Raw genomic sequence first — 22,329 nt, 5'->3', positions numbered from 1 at the left:
AAGCATGGATATGGATTCTTTCCTTGATGAATATTTACAAAGGTTAGAGGATGATGGATTAAGTAAACGGACAATTGATAACAACATATTCATATTAAAACCTTTTATAAAATGGCTTGATGGCAGGGAAGTCACAGATAAAACCGTCATGGAGTATCTAAGATACCTGAAGCCTAGAAACTACACAGACAGTACCCTTTATCAATATCGAGCTATCTTAAAAAAGTTTCTATCAACCTTTTCACCTGAGCAAGCCAGGAACATTAAATTAAAGGTAAAGCGCAAAGAACCACCAATTATACTTACTCAAGCTGAAATAGAGCAGCTTATAGAGGCTTGCAGGAATCCAAGGGATAAAGCCTTAATATCTTTTCTTTATGAATCAGGTTGCAGAAAAGGTGAATTAGTATCAATCAGGTTAGAGAATGTTACTTTTACAGAGTTTGGGGCAACTGTGACCATACCAAAGGGTAAGACAGGGTCTAGGACTATTCCTGTTGTTTACTCTGCTTCCTACTTACGACAATGGGTCGAAAGTCACCCTACAAAGGGAGGCTGTGATCCTTTATTCTGTTCGTTACAGGAGCCTTTTGCACAATTCTCTTTTTCTGGATTGTCGCACCTTATGAGGACATTAAAAGGGAGAACAGGAATAAAGAAAGATCTATATCCACATTTATTCAGGCACAGTAGAGCCTCCCACCTTGCCAACCAATTTACAGAACAACAACTTAAGCAATATCTGGGCTGGACTGCTGGCAGTAACATGGCTGCAGTTTACGTGCACCTTTCTCAAAGAGATATTCAGGACGCTGTACTTAAGGCATATGGAATAGAATTACAAACCGAGGACAAGAATAAATTTAAGGTTGGTAGGTGCCCAAGGTGCAAAGAAATTAACCCAGAGTCTAGTAGGTATTGTGGTAAGTGTGGTATGCCTTTAAAGGATGAGAGTATTAGACAATTAGAAACCGAATCTGATAGTTTTGAAACCGAGTTTGCAAAGCTTATTGCAAAATATCCAAATATAATTGAACAGCTTTATACAAACAAGAATGAGGATTGAATATATATAGAAAGGAAGCATATCTTTAATTGCCTAATTCGTCCATTTATACCACCATCACCAACAAATTTGGTGATCAAATGGAGAACAATTGTGGCAACTTTGACGTAGAAACAGTGACACACATAAAAAATTATGTGGCAACGCATGACGACTTTTTGAAGCGAACATTAAAGTTTGGTTCTCCTCTACAGAGAGCAAAAGCGAGTCTGTTATTAAAGATTGCAGGGGTCAGTCTATGACCTCTGCCTGTCTATTCTTTTGTCTTTGCTTCTGTTTCCCAACTTATGCTATTTTTATGGATGACAGATAATCAATAAAATGCATAATCGATTAAAAAAATAAAATAACTTTGTATAGTCCTAAATCCATATAGGTAATAAGGGGTATAATGGTAAAACTGTAATTCAAACACCCTATTAATCCTAGCTTCAAGGTTAAAAATGCAGTAAAAGATGATTTCACACAGACAACTTTACCAAGGGTGTTAGAGGCTGTTTTAAAATTCAAATCACTTCTACATTTGGATAGTGAATGTTTTTGAATTTAAATTAAGATATTAAAGTAATTACAACTTACTTACTCTCCAGATGTGCAAAATCAAATACATAAGACATCATGGTTAAAATTTACACGTTAGACATTTAACGGTTTAATTCTACCGTTTTTCAGTTCAATTGCGTAAATCCGATCCTAATTGTAGAATCAAATTTAATTTTAGGACACGCTCTAAGTATACAGGCTCATGAAACTTGTAAGACTTTTAATCTCCCATAAATCTGGTTTTATCAATACCGATGAAAAATAAGAGAAAATCGAAAAATTCTATTTCTATTCTTATGAGACAATGTCGGCGGATTATCCAGAACTTATCAATGCTTTCTATCTATGTCCATACATTTCCTGAATTTAGTTAACGATGTATAATATGGACTAAAATTTCGATATGTTTTATAATTAATCATATATAATGATAAGATTAATTTTTCTAAGTTAACGGTGACTACATATGAAAGAAATACTCAAAGCTTTGTGTTTGTTAATGTTCATTGTAATTCTTGTCCTGCCTGTAGAGGCAGTGACCAATGAACTATCCTGGTATGGTAACTTTACAGAAGGATCTGGATTGAATATAACAGAAAATGCTTCTAGAAATTATTTTGACTCCGGTTCCGGCTTAATCTGTATTGCCGCAGGAAAGACTACAGACGATGGAGAAATTATTTCTGCAGATGATGTTGTAGAAGAAATTACTTTTCTAACTGATAGTCCCGAATCTGAACTCTCTCCGGTCTGGACTCCGGATGAGGATTACATTTTGTACACTGTTAAAAGAAATGACTCAGATAGTCTTGAATCATATAGAATGAGAGCAAATGGCAGCGAGATAGAACGAACGGGCACTGGAGAAGGAAATCTTACCGGCTTTAGTGATATAAACCCTAGAGGAACAGAACTGATTTTGACTAAATCGATTGATTCTCAATCTGGTCTTTATCTGGCAAACCTGGAAAACGGAACAGTATTCTCTGTTACCGACGACCCGCAGGTCTCTGAAGGCTGGGGTGTATGGTGTCGCCTTGGGAGAAAAATAGCATATACGCAGGAACCTGAGGATATGCCGTCTCAGTTATGGATAGTTGATCGGGACGGAAGCAACAAAACAAGGCTAGGGGCATCAGAAAATGTAGGAATTGGAAAGGACTGGTGTCCTCTTGGATTAAGAATCATTTATAGTGCAAAAGACTTGAAAGACACATATGACCTGTGGGTAATAGACTTTTATGGTACAAATCAGGCGCAGTTAACGAATACATCGTACAACGAGTGGAATCCCTCTTTCAGTCCTGATGGAAAATGGATAGCATATGTCTCGGATGAAGGAGGGAGCCCTGATATCTGGATCAAGGATATTGAAGGAAATTACAGAGCCAAGCTTACAAACAACACTGGAAGCCCTGATTCTGTTCCCAAGTGGAGCCCTGACGGGTCAAAAATTGTTTTCACAGGATACAACACGGGGGATAATTCTACTGTTAATATCACAGATACCGATACGATAAACGGTTCAAATATAAATGGTTCGAACTTTGATTTGATTAATAGCTCGGATATTAACGCGATGGATGACTCAAATATTAGTGCGATAAACGATTCGGGCGTTGATCACATGAATAGTTCGGATAGAGCTGCAATTAATGGTTCGGATATTATTGTTATCAAACTCTTATTTGAACCTTATAATCCACCTTCTCCAAAAATTACCGGCATTAAAGTCGATCCTCCCGAAGGACTTTCTCAGGAAGGAAATGCCACAATCTCCATAACAGTAACAAATGAGGGAGGAAACGCAAGTGAAGGGAATATCTCAGTTTCCTTCCCGGGTAAAGAGAAGATCGAAAGTGCGGAGGGAACAGGCAGCATTGTCAATATCTATTCAGAAGGTAGTTCTGTTCAGGGTAAAGATGGAGAGATAACTGCTCAATATCCACTTGTTGAGCTCGTAGAGCATGAATGGAATACAGGGAAGGAAGAAACCCTGAATGTGACAGTAATACCAAATAACGAAACTGAGGAGTTTGTGTTTTTTGTACGGGCAGGTCTGAAAGACAACCGCACGGAAACTTACAGGAGAGATCCTTTAACCTCTACAGAAAAAGACCAGCAGGGATTTGATGTCTACAGGTACTCATTGAATTTATGAAAAGCTCGAAGATTCTTGATGCTGAAGCAAATATTCTGTTATTAAATATGGATGAAATGCTCCATTATTGAAACAGGGTATTTTAGCTTTAATATCTTCAAATCTATAGGTCTTATTTCATTTTTTCGTTTTTAAATGGGCTGGTTTCAGAATTTTTCTTTACGCTCTCCTTTGTTTTTTCCATAGGTTGAAAGTGCAGATCTGACGTGCCCGGAGTTATCGTACTGCTCCCTACTCTTTCTCTATGTTTGTGAAGTAGAGTTTGGAAAAACTCAGACATACCTTTTTAAACTTGCTCATATGCAGTGCAGGAAATAAGAGTTAAGAAAAAGATTGAGGTAAAAACCTCAAGATTCAGATTTATATTGCAGTTTAAGTGGTTGTACAAAGGCATGTTTGTAAAACATGCTTGCACAAAAGAGCATTTATTGCTTCATATTACTTCAGACTACAATAGCATTACTCACCTGCCTCTTTATTTCGTAAAGGCTCTGGCGTGAGTCAAGGAAATAAAAACGTTCCATTAAGATTTTTTCTTCCTTTAGTCTGTTTAATGCATATCGGACTGTGCGTGAAGGAAGAATTGTTTCACGAATTAGATCTTTTTGTGTCATCTGTCCGTTTGCTTCAAGCGTTTTAAACACCAGCTTTGCAGACGGAGGCAGTTTCTCAAGTTTTTCGTAGCTAATTTCATTCGAATTGTCGTTTATAGATTCATTTTCAACAAAAACGATCCCTCATAGTGAGTCACCATCCTTATAAAAGAGCTCTTTATATTTAAGCCGTTTGGTCCAAATTTTAAAAACAGATACAAAAGGATTAGTTTGTTAGACTTTAAGGAGAGATAAATATGAAAAACAAAGGCAAATTAACATAATTGTACCTTAAAGTATCTCAGATGGAGAAATGCCCGAAAAATAACTTCAGAGCTTTTTCGTTCTTAATTAGAAGTACTGAAACGAATCAGTTAGCTAATAACTATCAGGTCAAATGTACCATCCATACACGAGACCGCAAATTCATGGAAGTGCTTCATGTTATCCGACATCTCTTCGTAAATTGAATGAGAAACATATATGGTTATATGCGGTTTTTTTTCAGGGTCTTTTTTAAGTTCTAGATATAATTCTTTAAAGATCTCTATTAGAGTCTTCAGGTTGATACGTCTGATTATTCTGATATGCCCCGCTCCCTCCGAATCAATCATAGTTCTATAACTCTTGTTTTGCTTTATATTCTGCTCATTTAAACCCATTATCTTACCGCATGTATGATTTTTTCTATATTTTTATGTACAAATATGGGTTCACAATTGTGAACTTTTTTAACGTAGAATTCACAATTGTGAATACACTATTTTCTTAAGTTATAAAAACATTGTGATCACAGAACTGAATAAAAAATTACTGAAAAAAAGAGATTCCAAAAAGAAATTCTGGAATAAAACAACTGTCATTTGCAAAGAAGTGGATGAAATGCCTCCATGCACAGATAAAAGTATGAGTTCACAGAGTTACCTTGAAGTTCGAAAACTCCTGTTGCAGAAAGGGTTTACAACAGAAGTTTAAAGGCCGAAACTTAAGAGTTTCATGCTTCCGAGCTTACCAGCGTTCTTCCTTCAATACTGCTTCTTTTTCCTTCAATACTGCTTCTTTTCACTTCTCCCTGTTGTACATGTTCACGCTCCCTGAGGAGTATATCTGACCAGCTTTCAGCCCATACTTTGAGTTCTTCAGATTCCAGTGGGGCAGGAACATATTTCTTATCATTATGCAAAATGCCCCTTGCAAGTTCTCTGTAAAGCTCAGCCTGCTCTGAGTCAGGTGCATGTTCGACCACAGTCTGCCCTCTGAGTTCACTCCTTGTAACATCAAGCGAACGGGGCACATATCCTGCAATCGTTGTCTTTGTCTGACTTGCAAAGTCGTTTATTATCTCCTTTTGAATCTGCTGGTTCATTGAGTTTGCAATTATGCCGCTGAACAGCGCACCGCCATTGTTTGCATATTTTCTTATTCCTTTGAAGAGATTGTTGGCTGCATATATTGCCATGAAATCCGAGGATGCGACAGTGTATACCTGTTCTGCTACACCTTCACGGATAGGTATTGAAAACCCTCCACAGACAACGTCTCCAAGGACGTCATATATTACTACATCAGGTTTGAATTCCTCAAAGACATTTTTTTGCCTCAGGAGTTCAATTGCAGTAATAATACCCCTGCCAGCGCATCCCACTCCAGGCTCCGGACCTCCTGCCTCGACACAGAGAATGCCATTAAAGCCCTCGTAGACAATATCGCTTGTTTCTATTCTTTTCCCACTCCTTAAAGCATCAAGAACCGAAGGAATCGATTTCCCGCCCCTCAGGTTATTTGTGGAGTCGCTCTTTGGATCACAGCCGATCTGCATTACTGTAAGGCCCAGGTCCGAAAGAGCTGCTGAAAGATTTGATGAGGTAGTCGATTTTCCGATACCTCCTTTTCCGTAGATTGCGATGTTTCGTGCTTTTGTCATTTCATCACCATACGGAGAAACAAACAGATACAATTTATAAGCTTAGACTTCAGCAATAATTGACTTTTAAATTCTGTTTTTCTTGATTTTGCGGCAAAAATTCCCTCTTTTTTATTGAATTTCTACTTCTTATCTGGCTAATGAAAAGATTAATTTGATAATTTTACTGATAAATCAGAAAAATCAGAAAAGTATAAATTTATGGAAAACCTCATTATCATGAGGATTCTAATGGCCAATAAGAAAACAATTGATGAATGTTGTAATTCTAGCGGATCGTCATGCGGATGTAATCAGGGTTCGGGATGCAAGGTCGAGGCAGTTCTTAGTGTGGATGAAAGAGGACAGATGGTACTTCCAAAAGACGTACGGGAAAAAGCTGGCATCAATCCAGGGAATAAACTTGCTTTGATCAGCTGGGAAAAGGAAGGTAGTATTTGCTGCCTTGCTCTCATAAAGGTCGAGTCCCTTAGCGGAATGGTAAAAGATGTGTTAGACCCTTTGATGCAAGATAACGATTGAAAAGAGGAGTTGGGACCACATGGACAATAAAAAGACTGCTGGTTCATCATGCTCATGCACACAGAGATTGGAGATAAAGCCATTAAATCGTTTTACTGAAAATCTCCCGGTTTCTGAGATTCTCAATACCACAAGCACAATCACATTCGCCAATCGGCTCGATCACTTCCTTGCCCGGTGGGGAGTTAACCGGATGGGACATATTGTAAAGCCCTGCCTTTACCGGCTAGGAAACCCGACACCGGATTCACCTGTTTTTGTCTCTGCAAATTACACGCTGAGTTTTGATGCAGTTCGTTCTGCACTCGCAGGAACTGATTGTTATATTCTTGTTCTGGACACAAAGGGAATAAATGTCTGGTGTGCTGCGGGTAAGGGTACATTTGGAACAGATGAACTTGTGCGGCGTATAGCATCTACAGGGCTTACAGACGTTGTCAAGCACCGCATCCTCATTCTTCCCCAGTTGTCAGCTCCGGGAATCTCTGCATACGAAGTGAAACGCAGATCCGGATTTACGGTGGAATATGGTCCTGTTCGTGCCAGCGACCTTCAAGAATACCTCAAAACGCGGAAGGCAACGCCTGAGATGCGCAGAGTTCAATTCCCATTAAAAGATAGGTTGGTACTGACACCCGTGGAATTTGTTCATGTAGCACTGCCGACAATCATTGGTAGTATTATTCTTTATTTCCTTGCAGGTCCTCTTGCAGCTCTCGCTGCAATCACAACAGTTCTTGCGGGAACTGTATTCTTCCCAGCTCTGCTACCATTTATCCCTACGCATGATTTCAGTACAAAAGGGCTCATTCTGGGAGGGATTGTTGCTATTCCTTTCGCAGTTGTTTCTTTTACGACAAATTCTGTATTGCCCTTATGGGAGAATACTCTGATATCACTGGCAGTACTTCTGATTATGCCATCCCTGGTAGCGTACTTAGCCCTTAACTTTACAGGATGTACGACTTTTACTTCAAGGACTGGCGTTAAAAAAGAAATTTTCAGATACACACCTGTTATGGCACTTATGGCAGGTTCTGGAATTATACTCTCAGTTCTGCTTGGAATAATCGCTTTGATGAGGTGGATCTAAATGTTTAATTCTTACCTTGAGAACACGCTCAAGTATTATCCAGATCGATGTATAAACTGTAAGCGCTGTACACAGGTCTGTCCACATGGAGTTTTTGCAGAAGGAAAAGAACGAGTTGAACTTTCACAACCGTCTGCATGTATGGAATGCGGAGCATGTGCTCTGAATTGTCCGGTTCAGGCAATTGAAGTGCAGAGTGGGGTTGGCTGTGCATGGGCAATGATAGGTGCAGCACTTCGAGGAAAGGATATGGATAGCGGTGAGTGTGGCTGTGGAGGAGAATCTGGATCTTGCTGCGGTGGAAATACAGAGAAGCAGTCGTAAGTAAGAATCGGTAAAAACAGTAAATAACTCATGAGGATTAAATGAATAATGCAAGTCATTATTTATGTTTTACTCATTTGCCATTATGACTTTAGAGACCGTTACATTTCCCCTTCATTATTTTCTAGAGTTATTCAGTTATATAGGAAAAATTCCAAGTTCTAAAGCTGAAATTGTATAATTTCTGACTCTATATTCGAAAACTATTCATCAATATTTTTTACTCTATTTTTTCTTTAATTTTTTTGAACTGCTTTATTTTCGCGTCTACCTGCATATTTTTTCAAATTTGGACAAATTGAGGCAAATTTTGCCAGATTTTAAGAGTATAAATACTTTCGATTTCAAAGTAGACACCCACTTCACAATTGTGAAGATATATGTAACTCTTTCAACTTCTAATCGAGGGATATTAGTGACAAATTATGCTGAAGCAGTTGCAGCAAAGTGCTTAGAATGCGGTCAATGTACTGATGAATGTGACTTTTTAATCGCATATGGAAAGACTCCAAAAGAACTGGCTAACGAAGCATTGAATACGAGTTTTTCCAACAATCCTGTACTACCTTATTCATGCAATATCTGTGGATACTGTCAAAAACTCTGCCCTGAGAATCTTGATATTGGACTTATGATGATTGAAGCTCGCAAGAACCTGGTGTCAGAAAAGATCGGGCCACTTCCAGGTCACAAGCCAGCAGTTGAGGGGCAGGAATTTTACTTGTCAGATAACTTTAGAATTGTCTCTGCGGGTAAAGGAGCAGAATCCTGTGATGCAGTTTTCTTCCCTGGATGTGCTCTTTCCGCGTATTCGCCTGATCTTGTTCAGGCAACATACTCACATCTTACTGCTCAATATTCCAATCTAGGGATTGCACTTGGATGTTGTGGAGGACCATCTGAACTGATTGGAAAAACTGACTATGCTAATCAGATATCAGAGCAACTTGAGAAAGACATAAAGAATCTTGGAGCTTCGGAAATTATCGTAGCTTGCCCATATTGTTACAAACGTCTTTCCGAGCGATTGGCTGATGTCAAGCCAGTCTCTCTTTATAGGGTGCTTTCCGAAATTGGTGCTAAAATTCCAGAAAAGGGAAACAATACTTACACTATTCATGATCCCTGCTCTACACGTGGTCAGTCGGAAATTCACAATGCTGTACGCGCTTTGATTTCCAAAGCAGGGTATACGATTGATGAACACACTCATACTCGGGACAATACTCACTGCTGTGGGATGGGAGGAATGGTATTTCTAGCGAATGCAGATGTCGGTGCAGCAAAAACAGAAAGGACAATCCGCGAATCTTCCCATGATCTGGTTACTTATTGTGCAACCTGCCGTGATATATTCTCCGGCCAGGGAAAGAATTGTGTCCACTTACTTGATCTATTATTCAGCAAAAATCCGGCTGAACAGGCATTAAAAACTCCCAATTCTCCTGAAATTGCAACGGAAAATATGAAAGCATTGAACCGGTGGGCAAGAAGCTTAGCTAAGAAAACAAAGCACGAGTCAGTTTTGAGCCAGTGGGCAGGAGATTTAACTGAGGAGGTAAAGCATGAGTCTAAATAATCAACCTGTTCGTGGAATTATTCCAGTCCTTTGTGTTGTTATTTCTTCAATAATCTTCATTGGAATTGGTCAGGGAACTTTTGGTATTAATCCGGATATGTTAAGCGTATATGCCTTATTCTTCGTCTGGGCTGCATTTATCGTTTCACTTGCTGGAAACTGGCCACTTGAGAAAGTAAAGCAGCCTCTGAGGGGAATTACCTATCTGGGTATCTGCCTGGTGGGTGGAGTGTTGCATCCACTGATAATTTCATGGCTTGGATACGGATCTGAAACTTACTGGCCATTGATCTCGAATCTCTTCCTTGGAATTGGGATCATTATCGCTTTTGATAATCCTTTTGTTAACTGTTTTTCCCAGCCTAAAGCAGTTTTCTTCAACGCTCTTTTCTGTTACGTTTTTGCCATAATTCTTATGGTGGGATACGGATTTGTTCCGTCTATCTGGTTCGCAATGTTTGTTTACTACTTCTTCTGGGTAGAGAAGTGGCCACTGCAGCAGGTCTCCCAGCCAGTGAAGGGAATTCTGGCTTTTACTGTTTTAGGATTCTTAAGCCTTATTTTCTGGCAAGCCTATAGCATGGCAGGCACGAGTTTCTTTAAGCCTGAAGGAGGCCTGTTCTTTGTTCTTTTTGTGTGGTGGCTCGTTATGTTCTCATGGAACCTGGAAACTTGGCCTGTACAAAAGGTTGCTCAGCCGATAAAAGGTATTATAGGTCTTACAATCTCTCTTATTTTGACAGTCCTATCGTATGCCATAATCTTGAAGATCCTTGTGATAGATCCAGGCACTGCCGGAAGTATAGTTTGGATCTTTGTCTCATGGCTCTATACCTGGGATATAGTCCTTTCTAAATGGCCAGCAGATCAAAACTCAGGACTGAGTCAGAGTTCTGAACTGGCAGAGACTGCCACAGCATAAATGGGTTGCCTCCTTGGAGGCCCCAAAATATTTTGCCCACTAATTCTTGAGTAGCTAATATCTAAGGATCTTTTAGCTATGGGTTTATCGAAATCCCGGCAAGTGAATATTGCCGCAAAGTTTCGGATAATGAGAAACAATGTCACATTTTTGCTGAATTCCCGATTTATATATCCATTAACGAGAATGGAGGGGATGATGCCAAGGAGCAGAACATAATGGAGACGAATTCATTACGAAAACCGGGTATCTTACGGAGTAATATTGATGTCAGAAACAGAACTTACTGAAAATGAACTTATCGAAGAAAGAATCGACCTATCACGGGCCACATGTCCCAACAGAGAGCAGAGGGCAAACGGCATAAATGTCTGGTATGGAAAAGCAAGCGACCTTGCAAAAGAAGCCCGTTCAGGCTGCCTGAGGCAGAGAGAAAGGAATTTCCAGCAGTCCAGTGGTTGTGTTCTGAACTTCTACCTTTCAGTAAGGATCGGAACAATCCGTGATGCTGTAGCCATATACCATGCACCTGTAGGCTGCTCATCTTCAGCTCTAGGGTATCGTGAACTTTACAGGCATGTTCCTGTTGAACTTGGCCGCCCTGCAAATTACGATCTTCACTGGATTACAACAAACCTCGGGGAAAGAGATGTCGTCTACGGTGCCGGCGAAAAACTGGGTGCAGCAATACTTGAGGCTGAAAAACGGTACAATCCGAAAGCAATCTTCATACTTACCTCTTGTACCTCAGGAATAATCGGAGAGGACATTGAAGGAGTTGTTGCAAAATACCAGCCGCAGGTAAAAGCAACAATAGTCCCTATCCATTGTGAAGGCTCACGCTCAAAGCTTGTCCAGACCGGTTACGATGCCTTCTGGCACGCAGTCCTGAAATACCTTGTCAAAAAGCCGGAAAAGAAGCAGAAAGACCTGGTAAACGTAGCAAGCATGCTCTCATACACATGGCAGGACAGGCTGGAAATAAAGCGCCTGCTTGGAAAAGTAGGTCTTAGAGTTAACTTCGTCCCTGAATTTGCATCTGTGGAGCAGTTTGAACAGCTTTCAGAAGCTGCAGTTACTGCCCCATTGTGCCCGACTTATACTGATTATCTGGCCCGCGGGCTTAAACAGGAATATGGAATTCCTTATTTCCTTTATCCATCTCCGATGGGGGTCGCCCACACAGATGAGTGGCTCAGGGAGATTGCGAGAAATACCGGAAAAGAAAGGGAAGTAGAAGCTCTTATCAAAGAAGAACATGAAAAGTGGCTTCCGAAGCTGAAAGCGATCAGACACGAATTTGAAAATATCAAAGGCAACGGAGAAAAGGTAGAAGTGCTGGGTGCACTCGGTCAGGGAAGGCTTCTGGCTCAGGTCCCGTACTTTGACGAACTCGGCCTTAAATCTTCAGCTGCAATGTGCCAGGACTTTGACAACCTCATCCTCAAAGACCTTGAAAAATTGATCACCCAGATGGGGGACTTTGACATTCTGGTAAATACTTTCCAGGCTGCAGAACAGACGCACATAACAAATCAGCGAGATCCAGATATCGCAATGACCTGCCCGTTCCAGGGAGGCGCATTTAAGCGTGATAAAGGTGTTACAAGGGTTCACGCCTTAAGGTCCGATCCACATCCCTGGAGCGCCCAGAGCGGCTATACTGGAGCGATTGCATTTGGAAACTTCCTTTTGCAGTCATTGAAAAGCCATTCATATCAGAGAACAATGAAAGAAAAAACACAGAGCACATACAAAGAATGGTGGTACAAACAGCCGAACTCGCTGTATTATCTTCAAGCAGAGGACTAAATCAGGTGTAATCATGGTAATAAGTGAATCTTTAGAGCCAAATAATTTTATATCAGGTGCTATCGAAGCACCCCGCTACTCCTGCGCACTCGGAGGGGCATATTCAACCGCAGTAGGCATATTTGGAGTTGTTCCTATACTTCATTCAGGGGCTGGATGTGGAATCGGGCAGCTCTTCGGCCAATTTTACGGAGGCGGCCAGAATGCCGGAGGCCCTTACGGCGGAACAAGTACCCCCTGTTCCTCTTTAGTTGAAGAGCATGTTATTTTCGGCGGTGAGAAAAAACTTGCAAATCTTATCGAGTCAACGGTAGAACTTGTAAATGGAGAGCTGTTTGCAGTCATTTCCGGCTGTGTTCCCTCACTTATAGGAGATGATGTTGGATCGGTCATCAGGAGGTATAAAGAAAAGAACCCTGACGTTCCGATCATACATGTGAATACTTCAGGGTTTGCAGGAACTTCATACGACGGTTACGAATACTTTTTCGACGCTGTAATTGACCAGCTCCTTGAAGAGACTCCGAAAGAAAAAGGGCTGGTAAATGTATTCGGCATAGTCCCATCCCAGCACATATTCTGGAAGGGTGAAGCAAGAGAGATAAAAACGCTTCTTGAAAAAATAGGCTTGAAAGCGAATCTTATCGTAGGAGAGTTTGATGCTCTAGAGAACCTGAAAAAAATTCCTGCTGCTGAATATAATATTGTCCTCTCAAGCTGGGTCGGGCATAAAACGGCAAAGAAACTGGAGGAAAAATTCGACACCCCCTATATTTCTTTCCCCGGAGTCCCTGTAGGACCAAAGCAAACCTCAGAGTTTCTGAGAATTATAGGAGAAAGGCTAGATGTTCCATCTGACATTATTGAAGATCTGATTGCCAGAGAAGAGAAGCGAGCTTACAGATTTGCAGAATACATTGGCGATATTCTTTTGATCGTCAGACCACATCCGTATCTCGCGGTTGTTGCCGACAGTAATGCGGCTGTAAGCATCACAAAATACCTTGCAAATGAGGTGGGATATCTGCCTGACATTGTCCAGATAACGGATAATCCACCTGCGGAGGCCCGTGAATTAATAAATGAGGAGCTGACAACTGGCCTTGAAACTCCTGCATGGCCCGAGATAATTTATGAAGTTGACGCCTACAGGATTCGGCAGAATTTAAAAGACAGGAGTTTTTTATTTCTGCTTGCGAGTTCTCTCGAAAGTAATATAGCCGGCCCTGAATTCAATGCCATACATCTGACGGTTTCATTCCCTTCATATGATCGTGTTGTGCTTGAGCACAATTACGCAGGGTTCAGTGGAGGGCTTACTTTGCTGGAAGATATTATGAGTAAATATGCAGGGCCTCTGTGAATAATTACCTGTATGAGTAATATATCTTGTAAGTAATCTTACCTATGAGTGGATTTATCCTCCATTTTTCCACTCACTTTAAAACTTAGGGTTTTATCATCTCTCCGTTCTTTTCCTTTATTCTTTTTTAAGCCGGGAATACAGAAGTTGAAAAATAATAAGCCAGCGCACGCTTTGCAGGTAGAATCCATGGAGTATTGAATATGAAAATCAGAGAAAGCGGTATGCCAGCCGAAAACCTGTGGGAGCACTTTTTTGACCCGAGAAAAATCCTGGTGGTCATGGGATTTGACCATAGCATAGCGAATGCAGTTGATTTTGGATGCGGCTACGGAACTTTTACCATACCTGCGTCAAAGCTGATAAAAGGGACGATATATGCTATTGATATTGAAGAAAAAATGATAAAAAGAGTCACCGAGAGAGCAAGCAATGAGAATCTAAAAAACATAAAAGCAATGCTCTGTGACTTCATTCTTGAAAGCTCCGGTATGGAAGATCAGAGTATGGACTATGCAATGCTGTTCAATATCCTGCATGCAGAAAAACCAGAAGGGCTTCTTAAGGAAGCTTACCGTGTCTTAATGCCAGAAGGTAAATTAGGCATTATACACTGGAATTATAATCCTGAGACCCCACGGGGCCCACCAATGGATATACGGCCCAGGCCCGAACAGTGCATCAAATGGGCTTCTGATCTGGGATTTAAGTTGGAGAGCAGGCATAATCTTAATCCATATCATTATGGGCTTGTCTTCTCAAAGCCAGGTGGGAAATAAAGTTACGTTTATCATGTGATTACAATGAAGCTATTGATGTTCGATACTGAGGACTTCTGGTATAAAACTTTCAGCAAGACTGTCGACTCTGCTGAGACCTGTGAAGTCGAAAAATCCACAACTGATTCCCTGGTCATTTTTATTAATGTTGAGAACGAAGATGAGGATCAGAAAGACAGGGTTGTTAAAAAAGCTGTAAATAATATCATCTGGCTGGCTAAAAAAACAGGCAGAAATAAGATAGTCCTTCATTCTTTCGGACACCTATCTGAAAGCAAATCGAATGTCGAATTTGCTGAAGATGCAATTGAAACAATCAGGGACAAACTAACTGCAAAAGGACTTGAAACTTCTATGACACCGTTCGGCTATCTATTCGAATTTAAAATCCATGTGAAGGGGGAATCGCTGGCAAAAGTCTGGAAATCAATATAATTCTATCAATACGATTTTAAAATGTATAAAAAATCTATGAGTCTTGTAACAACGGATCCTGCAATAATATTTCGAGCTTCTGAATTCTATCAAGTTGCTTGAACAGGTAACGATTATACTCCAGGTCCGAGTCTATCTTTACTTTGACTTCTTCCCTTGAAGGATGCATGATCCAGTTCCTGAATTTATCAAGTCCTCCGAACTGCTCAATATCTCTTATCGACAAACCATGTTTTTGCTTAAAAGCATCATAATATTTCAGGGCTATTAGATAATCGTAAAAGCTGCACTCCTCAAAAACAGAGAGTTCATACACTTTATTTTGCGATCTGCATTTAGGTTTTGCAAGTTTTATAAATTTCTCTTCAGACATTCTTTCTTTGAAAAACGTTTTCATCTGGTTTTCCAGCCTGTAGAGAAGCAGATAAAAGAACATCCTCACAGCCCCTTTCCTTAAGTCTGCAACAGTAACTATCCCCACGATTTCAGCATGGATTACAAAGAAAAAGGAGTTTCTATCCAGCATTTTGATTAAAGACATTATATCCAGGTCTTTCGAAATTATCTTATTAGGCAATATATAATGCTCTCTGGAGCCCTTACTATCAAAGTATCGAAGGATTGTCCCGTCTTCATTTTTAATAGGAAAAACAGTTATTTCTTTATGAAATTTTGAGTCTTGAGGATGGAAATAAAACTCTTCTCTTCTGGTCATTATTTGTTCCACAGTTAAGCTCTTGTGGATTTGTTCAAAAATTTCGTCGTTCACCTGAACCACCCGGTATTATTGACACCATTTATGGTGTAGTGCGTTTCATAATCTTGATTATTGATATTATAGTGTTATCCTAAAACTTTACTTTTATTTAGACAGATGTTTTATCCGGAAATAATTTCGCCTCAAAAACAGAAGTTAATCTCTTAAATCCAACAAATATGGAAAAAAATCCAGTAAATATGGAAGATCTACTGTTTTATCAAATTTATAGTCACTCATGAATTGAAATCAAAATCTTATGGACACGAATCGATTTTATCATTCTGTTTTTTTACCATTTTGTATGCGTCTATTACTGCAAATATCCAGATAGCGGGAAATGTGAGAAATCCAATGATGAGAGCTATCAAACATAAACTAATCACGAGTCCTGCAATCAATGCAAATCCTCTAAGTAGATCACCTGCATAGACCTGGCCGAGTCCCGGAATTATAAGAGACAATAAAGCGGCAAGCAAAGGACTTTTTCTTTTGCCTTTGGTTTTTTCTATGTCACATTCAGGGCGTATTTCTGCCCCCGGATGAATCTCCGAATCTGTGTCGAATGTTTTGTTATAAGCTTCTTCCATAGTATTTACTCCACGATTAATCTACTAAATAATAATATCTGTTTGATCGGGGCGTTGTGAAATAGAGCTACTGGCATTTATAAGATTACTCAGGATCATTACCAACACTTTACGCCAAAAAAACCGATTCAAGGGCCAACAATACAATTTTTTTGGAGTAAGCGTATCTTAAATTATTGGATAAGAAATGTCTCCAAGGTATTTAAATAGAGAAAAGCAGGCATGTTTTGCCGTGAAATATGGGTTTAAATATTTACAAGTGTTATTGTAATTTGTTAAACTGAAGAGGATCTTATAAGAGGATCCAGTAATAGATAAAGATGTTAAATAGCAGGTAAAAGTATGAACTTTAAAAAGTTTAAGTATCGCAAATCATCTAATCTTTTTGTTTTGAATGCAATAGAATCTTTATCCTTCAGCTGTTGTTGTTGATTAAACTCGTCTCCACAATCCTCCTTTTTTCTTTATGTAATAACTGAACTAATCTACTCTACCAATTATTCTTCCTTAAATCTCAAGGCAGTTTCATGTAAAATATATTTTTTGACAGTATATAGCTCTAAAAAGCTGGATGCTGGTGTTTATTGTGTATAAACAGTTATTTTATTACTCAGCCAATCTTGACCGAAAGCATCGAAACCGAACCGCCATCAAATCCTTTGACTGGAAAACTGACCTTCTCATCCCTTTTTCGACAACCTATAACGTAGAGTAGAGGTAAATAATGATCTGGAGTAGGAATGGAAAGAATTGCATCCTTTCCAAGGGTAATATAGTTGATGAGAGGATTATCGTTTGCATCCAGAAGCATTTCTTTCACCCTTTTTTCAAACCGAACAGCCCAATCAAAGGGCTCAACAGAGTGCCGGCTCCAGCTGTAAGCATGCAAATTATGCACCAGGTTACCACTCCCGATAATGAGGATCCCCGCCTCTCGCAGTGGCGCAAGCATTTTGCCAATCTTATAATGAAACTCTGGAGGTTTTGTCCAATCAATGCTGAGTTGCACGACAGGAATATCAGCATCAGGATAAATATGGCAGAGAACTGACCATGTTCCATGATCCAGTCCCCATTGATTATCAAGGCCTGTTAAATTTGAAGGAAGTAAGTCCATGATACGGTTTGCAAGGGCTGGGTCTCCGGGGGCAGGATAGGTAACTTGATAAAGATTCTCCGGAAATCCGGCAAAATCATGGATTGTTCTGGGTACAGGCATCGCAGTTACAGCAGTTTGCGGGATGTACCAGTGAGCGGAAATGGACAGGATAGCTTCAGGCCGCGGGACCTCGGCGCCTATTCGGTCCCATGCTTTGGTATAATCATTATCCTGTAATGCATTCATGGGATTGCCGTGTCCCACAAAAAGAACTGGCATAATTTCAGGCATTTCTTGACCTCAATATTTAATAGCAAGAGTTTAAGCTCGCATTCGTTATTACCATTTTTCTCATTCTCATTCCTATCTCTAAATTGATTCTTACCCCTCAATGTGGCTACCGTCACAGAAAGGCTTGTTCTCCGATTTTCCACACCTGCAAAGAGTGACACGGTTCCGAATTTCGTACAGTTTGCCATCTGCGGATTCTATCGGGATGCCGCCGCGTACCCAGAGAGGACCCTGTTCGTGGAGCAGGGTAGACTCAACAATAACAATTGACTTCTCAAATTCAGGCTCAATTGCCTTTCCGGTAGTGTTGTCGATGATCACCAGTCTCCCGGAGGGGCAGTTGAAGGTTTCTTCAATGGCTATATTCCTGGTATCAGGGTCATCGCGTTTCACAAGCTTCCATGTTCCTCCTGCCCGTACACAGAATCCAGCGTGGACACAGAAATGTTTATTGTCGAGTAGAGTTAGCACAGGACCAGAAATAGTATCTGCGCCTTCAATATAGGGTTCATAGTCTCCGGTTTCGGTTCCATCAAAGTGAATCTTTGTATGCATCCCATCGCAGAAAGGTTTATTCTCTGACTTACCACAACGGCATAGAGAATACTGTTCCTTCAAAGGGTATCTTTTGACTTCCAGCCAGTCTTTGCAATAGCCTTCCTCATCACTGCGAATTTCCGAAACAATAAGTGGAACACCGCCGGTCACGATATATGGACCATTCCTGCTCACAGTGATCTTCATGGAATTTTCCGGAATTTTTGGCTTTTTTTCAATTTCGTTCGTCATGGTTATTTATATCCCCCTTTAAAATTAAGAAAAACTCTGCGTTATGGTTTTCAATAACTAATGACCTAATATATATGTGAAAATGCATTATGAGATTTACCGTCTTCGTTTCTGTATCGTCACACTAGACAAAAAATAGCGGCTTTTCCATTAAAAAATGGTAATAAATATAACCAGAGCTAAAAGAAATAAAGCATTAAAGCAAAGCTCAAAGCCGCTTTGGTTTTATATTATTTCAGTTCTCTGGGCTGTTTGTTTTCAGGCAGTTCCGGCAGGGGCATAGAGTTGATAAGGATTGGACTTTCAATTTCTTTTGCCCTCTCGACCACAAGTTCTTTTCCTTTCTGAGTAAGGGCAAAGAGCGGCACAGCAGTCCCCACCTGGGCGAGAGGTTTTGCAAGATCTCTCATGAACTTTGAAGCGCAGCTGGTTGTGATATCAACATTTTCCAGAAGAATCTGAGCTTCTTCCCGGCTGATACCTGTTACATGTACGCCAATTATTATCAGATCAAGTCCAAGTTCAGCTTCAAGCTTCCGTAACTCTTTTGCGGTTTCGGCGAAAGGAACGGTTACCGCGATTTTTTTGTGCCCGAGTTCTGCTGCCTTTCTCACACCTGCAACAGAGTCAAGTTTTGCAGTTAAGGGATCAAGCACAATTCCCCCGCGTTCGGTGATCCCTTTAATGATGCCTTCAATGGGTTCGGTTTCGACGAGCCCTGACATCCTGCCTCCCATACCCTGGACTAGGGTAGGGTTGCTGGTTATGACTGTACCTGCACCATCGCAGGCAGTCACCGTTGTGTCAAGCAGCCCACTGCGAAGTCCGGTCATCATAACTTCAGTAGCTCCAAACCCTACAAAATCTTCGAGCTCCAGACGGCGTTTATCCGTAAATATCCCGAAATCGCTGATTCTGAATTCCATGTTTTTCTTGACTTCTTCCGGAGTAATTTTCTGGATTCCGCGCACCTTGGCAAATATAGGACACCACTTGACTTCAGGTTCTCCAACTTCGATAACCTTCCCATCCTTTACTACTACTCTCGTTTTTCCCATTAATTCCATTATATGTGGCATGTTATACCTCTCAAACATAGAAAACATAAGATTTTAAGAAATTAAGGAAACTCAGACTCAGGTGAAATTTCACCTGAAATTTCAGTTAAAGTTTAAGTGATTTATAAAAATTATTAGTTGGTTTAAAAACCAAGCAATTATTTTCTCTCTTGAAAGAGGCTTAATTTCTATGATTCATCATAAATTAGTCCTCTTGAACTCGTTCAATAGTAACCCATTAGTTAGTCTGCTTGAGCGAAGCGAAACAGACTGCGGGCTCCCGAATCGCAATTCGGGTTACCATCCGCGTTCCTGAAGGGCTTCCTGCACAGGAATCATATCTGCGCTTATGCCTTTCATTCCTGCGCCCACGCCTTTTGAAATTTCTGCTAGCTTTGCAGGGTTGTCGTAGTTGTTTACGGCTTCAACAATTGCTTTTGCCATCTTCTCAGGGTTTTCTGCTTTGAAAATCCCTGAGCCTACGAAAATTCCGTCTGCACCAAGGCGCATCATGAGAGCTGCATCAGCAGGGGTCGCAACTCCACCGGCTGCAAAGTTCACTACTGGAAGGCGCTGCATCTTTGAGGTTTCTACTACGAGTTCGATAGGAGCTTCAATCTCCCTTGCGACCATTATAAGCTCTTCTTTGGTCTTTCCTCTAAGTGCGCGGATTTCGCCCTGAATCTGCTTCATATGCTTTACTGCCTGGCTGACGTCGCCGGTTCCGGCTTCTCCTTTTGTACGGATCATGGCTGCTCCTTCATTGATCCTGCGGAGAGCCTCTCCAAGGTTTCTGGCTCCGCAAACAAAAGGCACGGTAAACTGCGTTTTGTCTATGTGGTAGAATGGATCGGCAGGAGTAAGGACTTCGGATTCGTCTACCATGTCAACGCCGAGTGCTTCAAGAATTTCGGCTTCTACAAAGTGCCCGATCCTTGCTTTTGCCATAACAGGGATAGTAACCGTATCAATGATCTGCTGCACGATTTCGGGATCTGCCATACGGGCAACCCCGCCTGCCTTTCTGATATCTGCAGGGACAGCCTGAAGAGCCATAACAGCAACTGCTCCGGCTTCTTCTGCGATCCTGGCCTGTTCGGGAGTTGTCACGTCCATGATCACACCTCCCTTTTGCATGCGTGCAAAGCCCCGCTTGATAAGTTCGGTCCCATGTCTCAATTTTTCAAAGTCCATGAATGTCATCCTCGTTGTTTGGAAAAAATTAAAAAGGATTTACGATGAGCAATAGCTCATCAAAAAATAAAAAAGGTTTCTTTTTTCGATTTTTCTGTTATCTATCTGAAATCTGTGCAGGTTACACTTTCTCAAGAGCCTGCTCAAGGTCTGAGATTATATCCTCTATATCCTCAATGCCCACGGATAGGCGTATGTAATCCGGCTTGACGCCTGTTGCTTCCTGTTCCTCAGGAGTTAGCTGCTGGTGGGTTGTGGTTGCCGGATGGATGACAAGGCTCTTTGAATCACCAATATTAGCAACATGGGAAAAGAGCTTCAAAGAGTTAATAAACTGTTTTCCTGCTTCTGCACCGCCTTTTACGCCAAAACCCAGCAGTGCACCATAACCGCCTTTGAGGTACCTGGTTGCAAGCTCATGGCTTGGATGGTCCGGCAAACCGGGATAATTGACCCATGAAACTTTCGGATGTTTTGATAGGTATTTTGCCACCTTAAGGGCATTTTCGGAGTGCCTCTCTATTCTCAGGTGCAGGGTCTCAAGTCCCTGAAGCAGCAGGAATGAATTGAAAGGTGAGATAGCAGCACCTGTGTCCCTGAGTAGCTGTAGCCTGATTTTGAATACAAGAGCTACATTCCCAAGTCCCGGGAAATTTGAAAAAGTATCCCAGTATTTCAGGCCGTGGTAACTTGGGTCAGGGTCCGTTAGTTCCGGAAACTTGCCGTTATTCCATGCGAACTTTCCGGAATCGACTATTGAGCCGCCGATTGAATTCCCATGTCCGCCTATGAATTTGGTTGCAGAATGCACTACAATATCTGCCCCGTAATCAATGGGACGGACAAGCCCGACAGCACTTGTATTATCTACAACAAGCGGAATTCCGGCTTCGTGGGCAATATTTGCAATTGCCTTAAAATCCGGAACATCGAGCTTTGGGTTCCCTACTGACTCGATATAAATAGCCCGGGTTTTATCTGTGATAGCCTTGCGGTATGCCTCCAGATCAGTCGAATCTACGAATATAACTTTCCTTCCAAATTTGGGAAAAGTATAATTGAAAAGCTCATAGGTCCCGCCATAGAGGTTATTGCCGGATACGATTTCATCCCCTACACGGGTAATCGCCAACAGGGCATAGGTTATTGCTGCCGAACCGGATGCAACTCCAAGGGCTCCGGTCCCGCCTTCAATGGCAGCTATGCGCTGTTCGAACACATCAGTGGTAGGATTCATTATACGGGTATAGATATTGCCAAGCTCTTTGAGACCAAAAAGATTAGCTGCGTGGTCTGTGTCCCGGAAAACATATGACGTTGTCTGGTATATTGGTACTGTACGTGATCCTGTGGCTGGATCAGGACTCTGTCCAGCATGAAGGGCAAGTGTTCCCAGTTTATAGTTATTTGTGGCCATTAGAATAGTCCCCTTTTA

21 protein-coding genes are annotated in these 22,329 nt (G+C 41.0%); 11 read left to right on the top strand and 10 right to left on the bottom strand.

From position 1 onward, the window contains the following. Nucleotides 1-4: 4 nt before the first annotated feature. Both RSJ42_RS06805 and RSJ42_RS06800 read left to right on the top strand, forming a co-directional pair. A complete protein-coding gene (locus RSJ42_RS06805) occupies nt 5-1,066 on the top strand; it encodes a tyrosine-type recombinase/integrase (RefSeq protein ID WP_080932906.1) in 1,062 nt (353 codons plus the stop codon). Between the two features lie 1,009 nt (nt 1,067-2,075). Further along, the gene (locus RSJ42_RS06800) at nt 2,076-3,770 is read left to right on the top strand and encodes a TolB family protein (protein WP_048048016.1); all 1,695 of its coding nucleotides are present in this window, start codon (nt 2,076-2,078) and stop codon (nt 3,768-3,770) included. A 443-nt stretch (nt 3,771-4,213) separates the two neighbouring features. Here the strand turns inward: RSJ42_RS06800 and RSJ42_RS06795 are convergent, their stop codons facing one another. The 3 genes from RSJ42_RS06795 to RSJ42_RS06785 all read right to left on the bottom strand — a co-directional run bounded on the left by RSJ42_RS06795 (nt 4,214) and on the right by RSJ42_RS06785 (nt 6,287). Next, nucleotides 4,214-4,414, bottom strand: coding sequence for a winged helix-turn-helix domain-containing protein (locus tag RSJ42_RS06795; protein ID WP_259637134.1), 201 nt, complete (start codon nt 4,412-4,414; stop codon nt 4,214-4,216). 323 nt (nt 4,415-4,737) lie between these two features. Next, a complete protein-coding gene (locus tag RSJ42_RS06790; protein ID WP_200895581.1) occupies nt 4,738-4,977 on the bottom strand; it encodes a hypothetical protein in 240 nt (79 codons plus the stop codon). A 380-nt stretch (nt 4,978-5,357) separates the two neighbouring features. Continuing rightward, nucleotides 5,358-6,287 (bottom strand): AAA family ATPase, encoded by a 930-nt coding sequence (locus tag RSJ42_RS06785; protein WP_048048019.1) that lies wholly within the window; start codon nt 6,285-6,287, stop codon nt 5,358-5,360. Between the two features lie 231 nt (nt 6,288-6,518). On the opposite strand from RSJ42_RS06785, the gene hgcC reads away from it, so the two are divergent. The 9 genes from hgcC (at nt 6,519) to RSJ42_RS06740 (ending at nt 15,116) form a co-directional block, all read left to right on the top strand. Further along, entirely contained in the window at nt 6,519-6,809 is a 291-nt protein-coding gene (gene hgcC, locus RSJ42_RS06780; RefSeq protein ID WP_410509830.1) for an HgcAB-associated protein HgcC, read from the top strand. Between the two features lie 19 nt (nt 6,810-6,828). Then, nucleotides 6,829-7,902 (top strand): mercury methylation corrinoid protein HgcA, encoded by a 1,074-nt coding sequence (gene hgcA, locus RSJ42_RS06775; RefSeq protein WP_410509829.1) that lies wholly within the window; start codon nt 6,829-6,831, stop codon nt 7,900-7,902. Further along, the gene (gene hgcB, locus RSJ42_RS06770; RefSeq protein ID WP_410509828.1) at nt 7,903-8,226 is read left to right on the top strand and encodes a mercury methylation ferredoxin HgcB; all 324 of its coding nucleotides are present in this window, start codon (nt 7,903-7,905) and stop codon (nt 8,224-8,226) included. It begins immediately after the preceding gene. Between the two features lie 415 nt (nt 8,227-8,641). Then, on the top strand, nt 8,642-9,805 hold the full coding sequence (locus tag RSJ42_RS06765) for a (Fe-S)-binding protein (RefSeq protein ID WP_410509827.1): 1,164 nt from the start codon (nt 8,642-8,644) through the stop codon (nt 9,803-9,805). Next, nucleotides 9,792-10,727 (top strand): hypothetical protein, encoded by a 936-nt coding sequence (locus RSJ42_RS06760; RefSeq protein WP_410509826.1) that lies wholly within the window; start codon nt 9,792-9,794, stop codon nt 10,725-10,727. The genes RSJ42_RS06765 and RSJ42_RS06760 overlap by 14 nt, the downstream gene beginning before the upstream one ends. 267 nt (nt 10,728-10,994) lie before the next feature. Continuing rightward, entirely contained in the window at nt 10,995-12,539 is a 1,545-nt protein-coding gene (locus RSJ42_RS06755) for a nitrogenase component 1 (protein WP_410509825.1), read from the top strand. A gap of 13 nt (nt 12,540-12,552) precedes the next feature. Then, nucleotides 12,553-13,902, top strand: a complete 1,350-nt coding sequence (locus tag RSJ42_RS06750; RefSeq protein ID WP_410509824.1) for a nitrogenase component 1 — start codon at nt 12,553-12,555, stop codon at nt 13,900-13,902. Nucleotides 13,903-14,105: 203 nt separating this feature from the next. After that, nucleotides 14,106-14,681: a class I SAM-dependent methyltransferase gene (locus RSJ42_RS06745; RefSeq protein WP_410509823.1), complete on the top strand. Its 576-nt coding sequence runs from the start codon at nt 14,106-14,108 to the stop codon at nt 14,679-14,681. 36 nt (nt 14,682-14,717) lie between these two features. Beyond that, the gene (locus tag RSJ42_RS06740) at nt 14,718-15,116 is read left to right on the top strand and encodes a threonyl-tRNA synthetase editing domain-containing protein (RefSeq protein WP_410509822.1); all 399 of its coding nucleotides are present in this window, start codon (nt 14,718-14,720) and stop codon (nt 15,114-15,116) included. Nucleotides 15,117-15,150: 34 nt separating this feature from the next. Here RSJ42_RS06740 and RSJ42_RS06735 read toward each other — a convergent pair whose 3' ends face one another. From RSJ42_RS06735 to RSJ42_RS06705, 7 genes are all read right to left on the bottom strand, one after another. Then, complete coding sequence (locus RSJ42_RS06735) at nt 15,151-15,885, bottom strand: hypothetical protein (RefSeq protein ID WP_410509821.1); 735 nt, start codon at nt 15,883-15,885, stop codon at nt 15,151-15,153. 245 nt (nt 15,886-16,130) lie between these two features. Further along, complete coding sequence (locus tag RSJ42_RS06730; RefSeq protein WP_052735043.1) at nt 16,131-16,463, bottom strand: hypothetical protein; 333 nt, start codon at nt 16,461-16,463, stop codon at nt 16,131-16,133. Between the two features lie 610 nt (nt 16,464-17,073). Then, the gene (ygiD, locus tag RSJ42_RS06725) at nt 17,074-17,853 is read right to left on the bottom strand and encodes a 4,5-DOPA dioxygenase extradiol (protein ID WP_048048028.1); all 780 of its coding nucleotides are present in this window, start codon (nt 17,851-17,853) and stop codon (nt 17,074-17,076) included. Nucleotides 17,854-17,943: 90 nt separating this feature from the next. Next, on the bottom strand, nt 17,944-18,642 hold the full coding sequence (locus tag RSJ42_RS06720; protein WP_048048029.1) for a CDGSH iron-sulfur domain-containing protein: 699 nt from the start codon (nt 18,640-18,642) through the stop codon (nt 17,944-17,946). Between the two features lie 230 nt (nt 18,643-18,872). Continuing rightward, nucleotides 18,873-19,721 carry a methanogenesis marker 8 protein gene (locus RSJ42_RS06715; protein ID WP_048048030.1) on the bottom strand — a complete coding sequence of 283 codons (849 nt, stop codon included), beginning with the start codon at nt 19,719-19,721 and terminating at the stop codon, nt 18,873-18,875. Between the two features lie 276 nt (nt 19,722-19,997). Beyond that, nucleotides 19,998-20,894, bottom strand: a complete 897-nt coding sequence (gene pdxS, locus RSJ42_RS06710; protein WP_048048031.1) for a pyridoxal 5'-phosphate synthase lyase subunit PdxS — start codon at nt 20,892-20,894, stop codon at nt 19,998-20,000. 121 nt (nt 20,895-21,015) lie between these two features. Further along, the gene (locus RSJ42_RS06705; RefSeq protein ID WP_048048032.1) at nt 21,016-22,311 is read right to left on the bottom strand and encodes an O-acetylhomoserine aminocarboxypropyltransferase/cysteine synthase family protein; all 1,296 of its coding nucleotides are present in this window, start codon (nt 22,309-22,311) and stop codon (nt 21,016-21,018) included. Nucleotides 22,312-22,329 lie beyond the last annotated feature (18 nt).

This window comes from Methanosarcina hadiensis, assembly GCF_046529725.1.
GTDB classification, from domain to species: Archaea; Halobacteriota; Methanosarcinia; order Methanosarcinales; family Methanosarcinaceae; genus Methanosarcina; species Methanosarcina hadiensis.
Note: the sequence above shows the minus strand (reverse complement) of the source record. Positions and strands in the feature narration are given on the sequence as shown.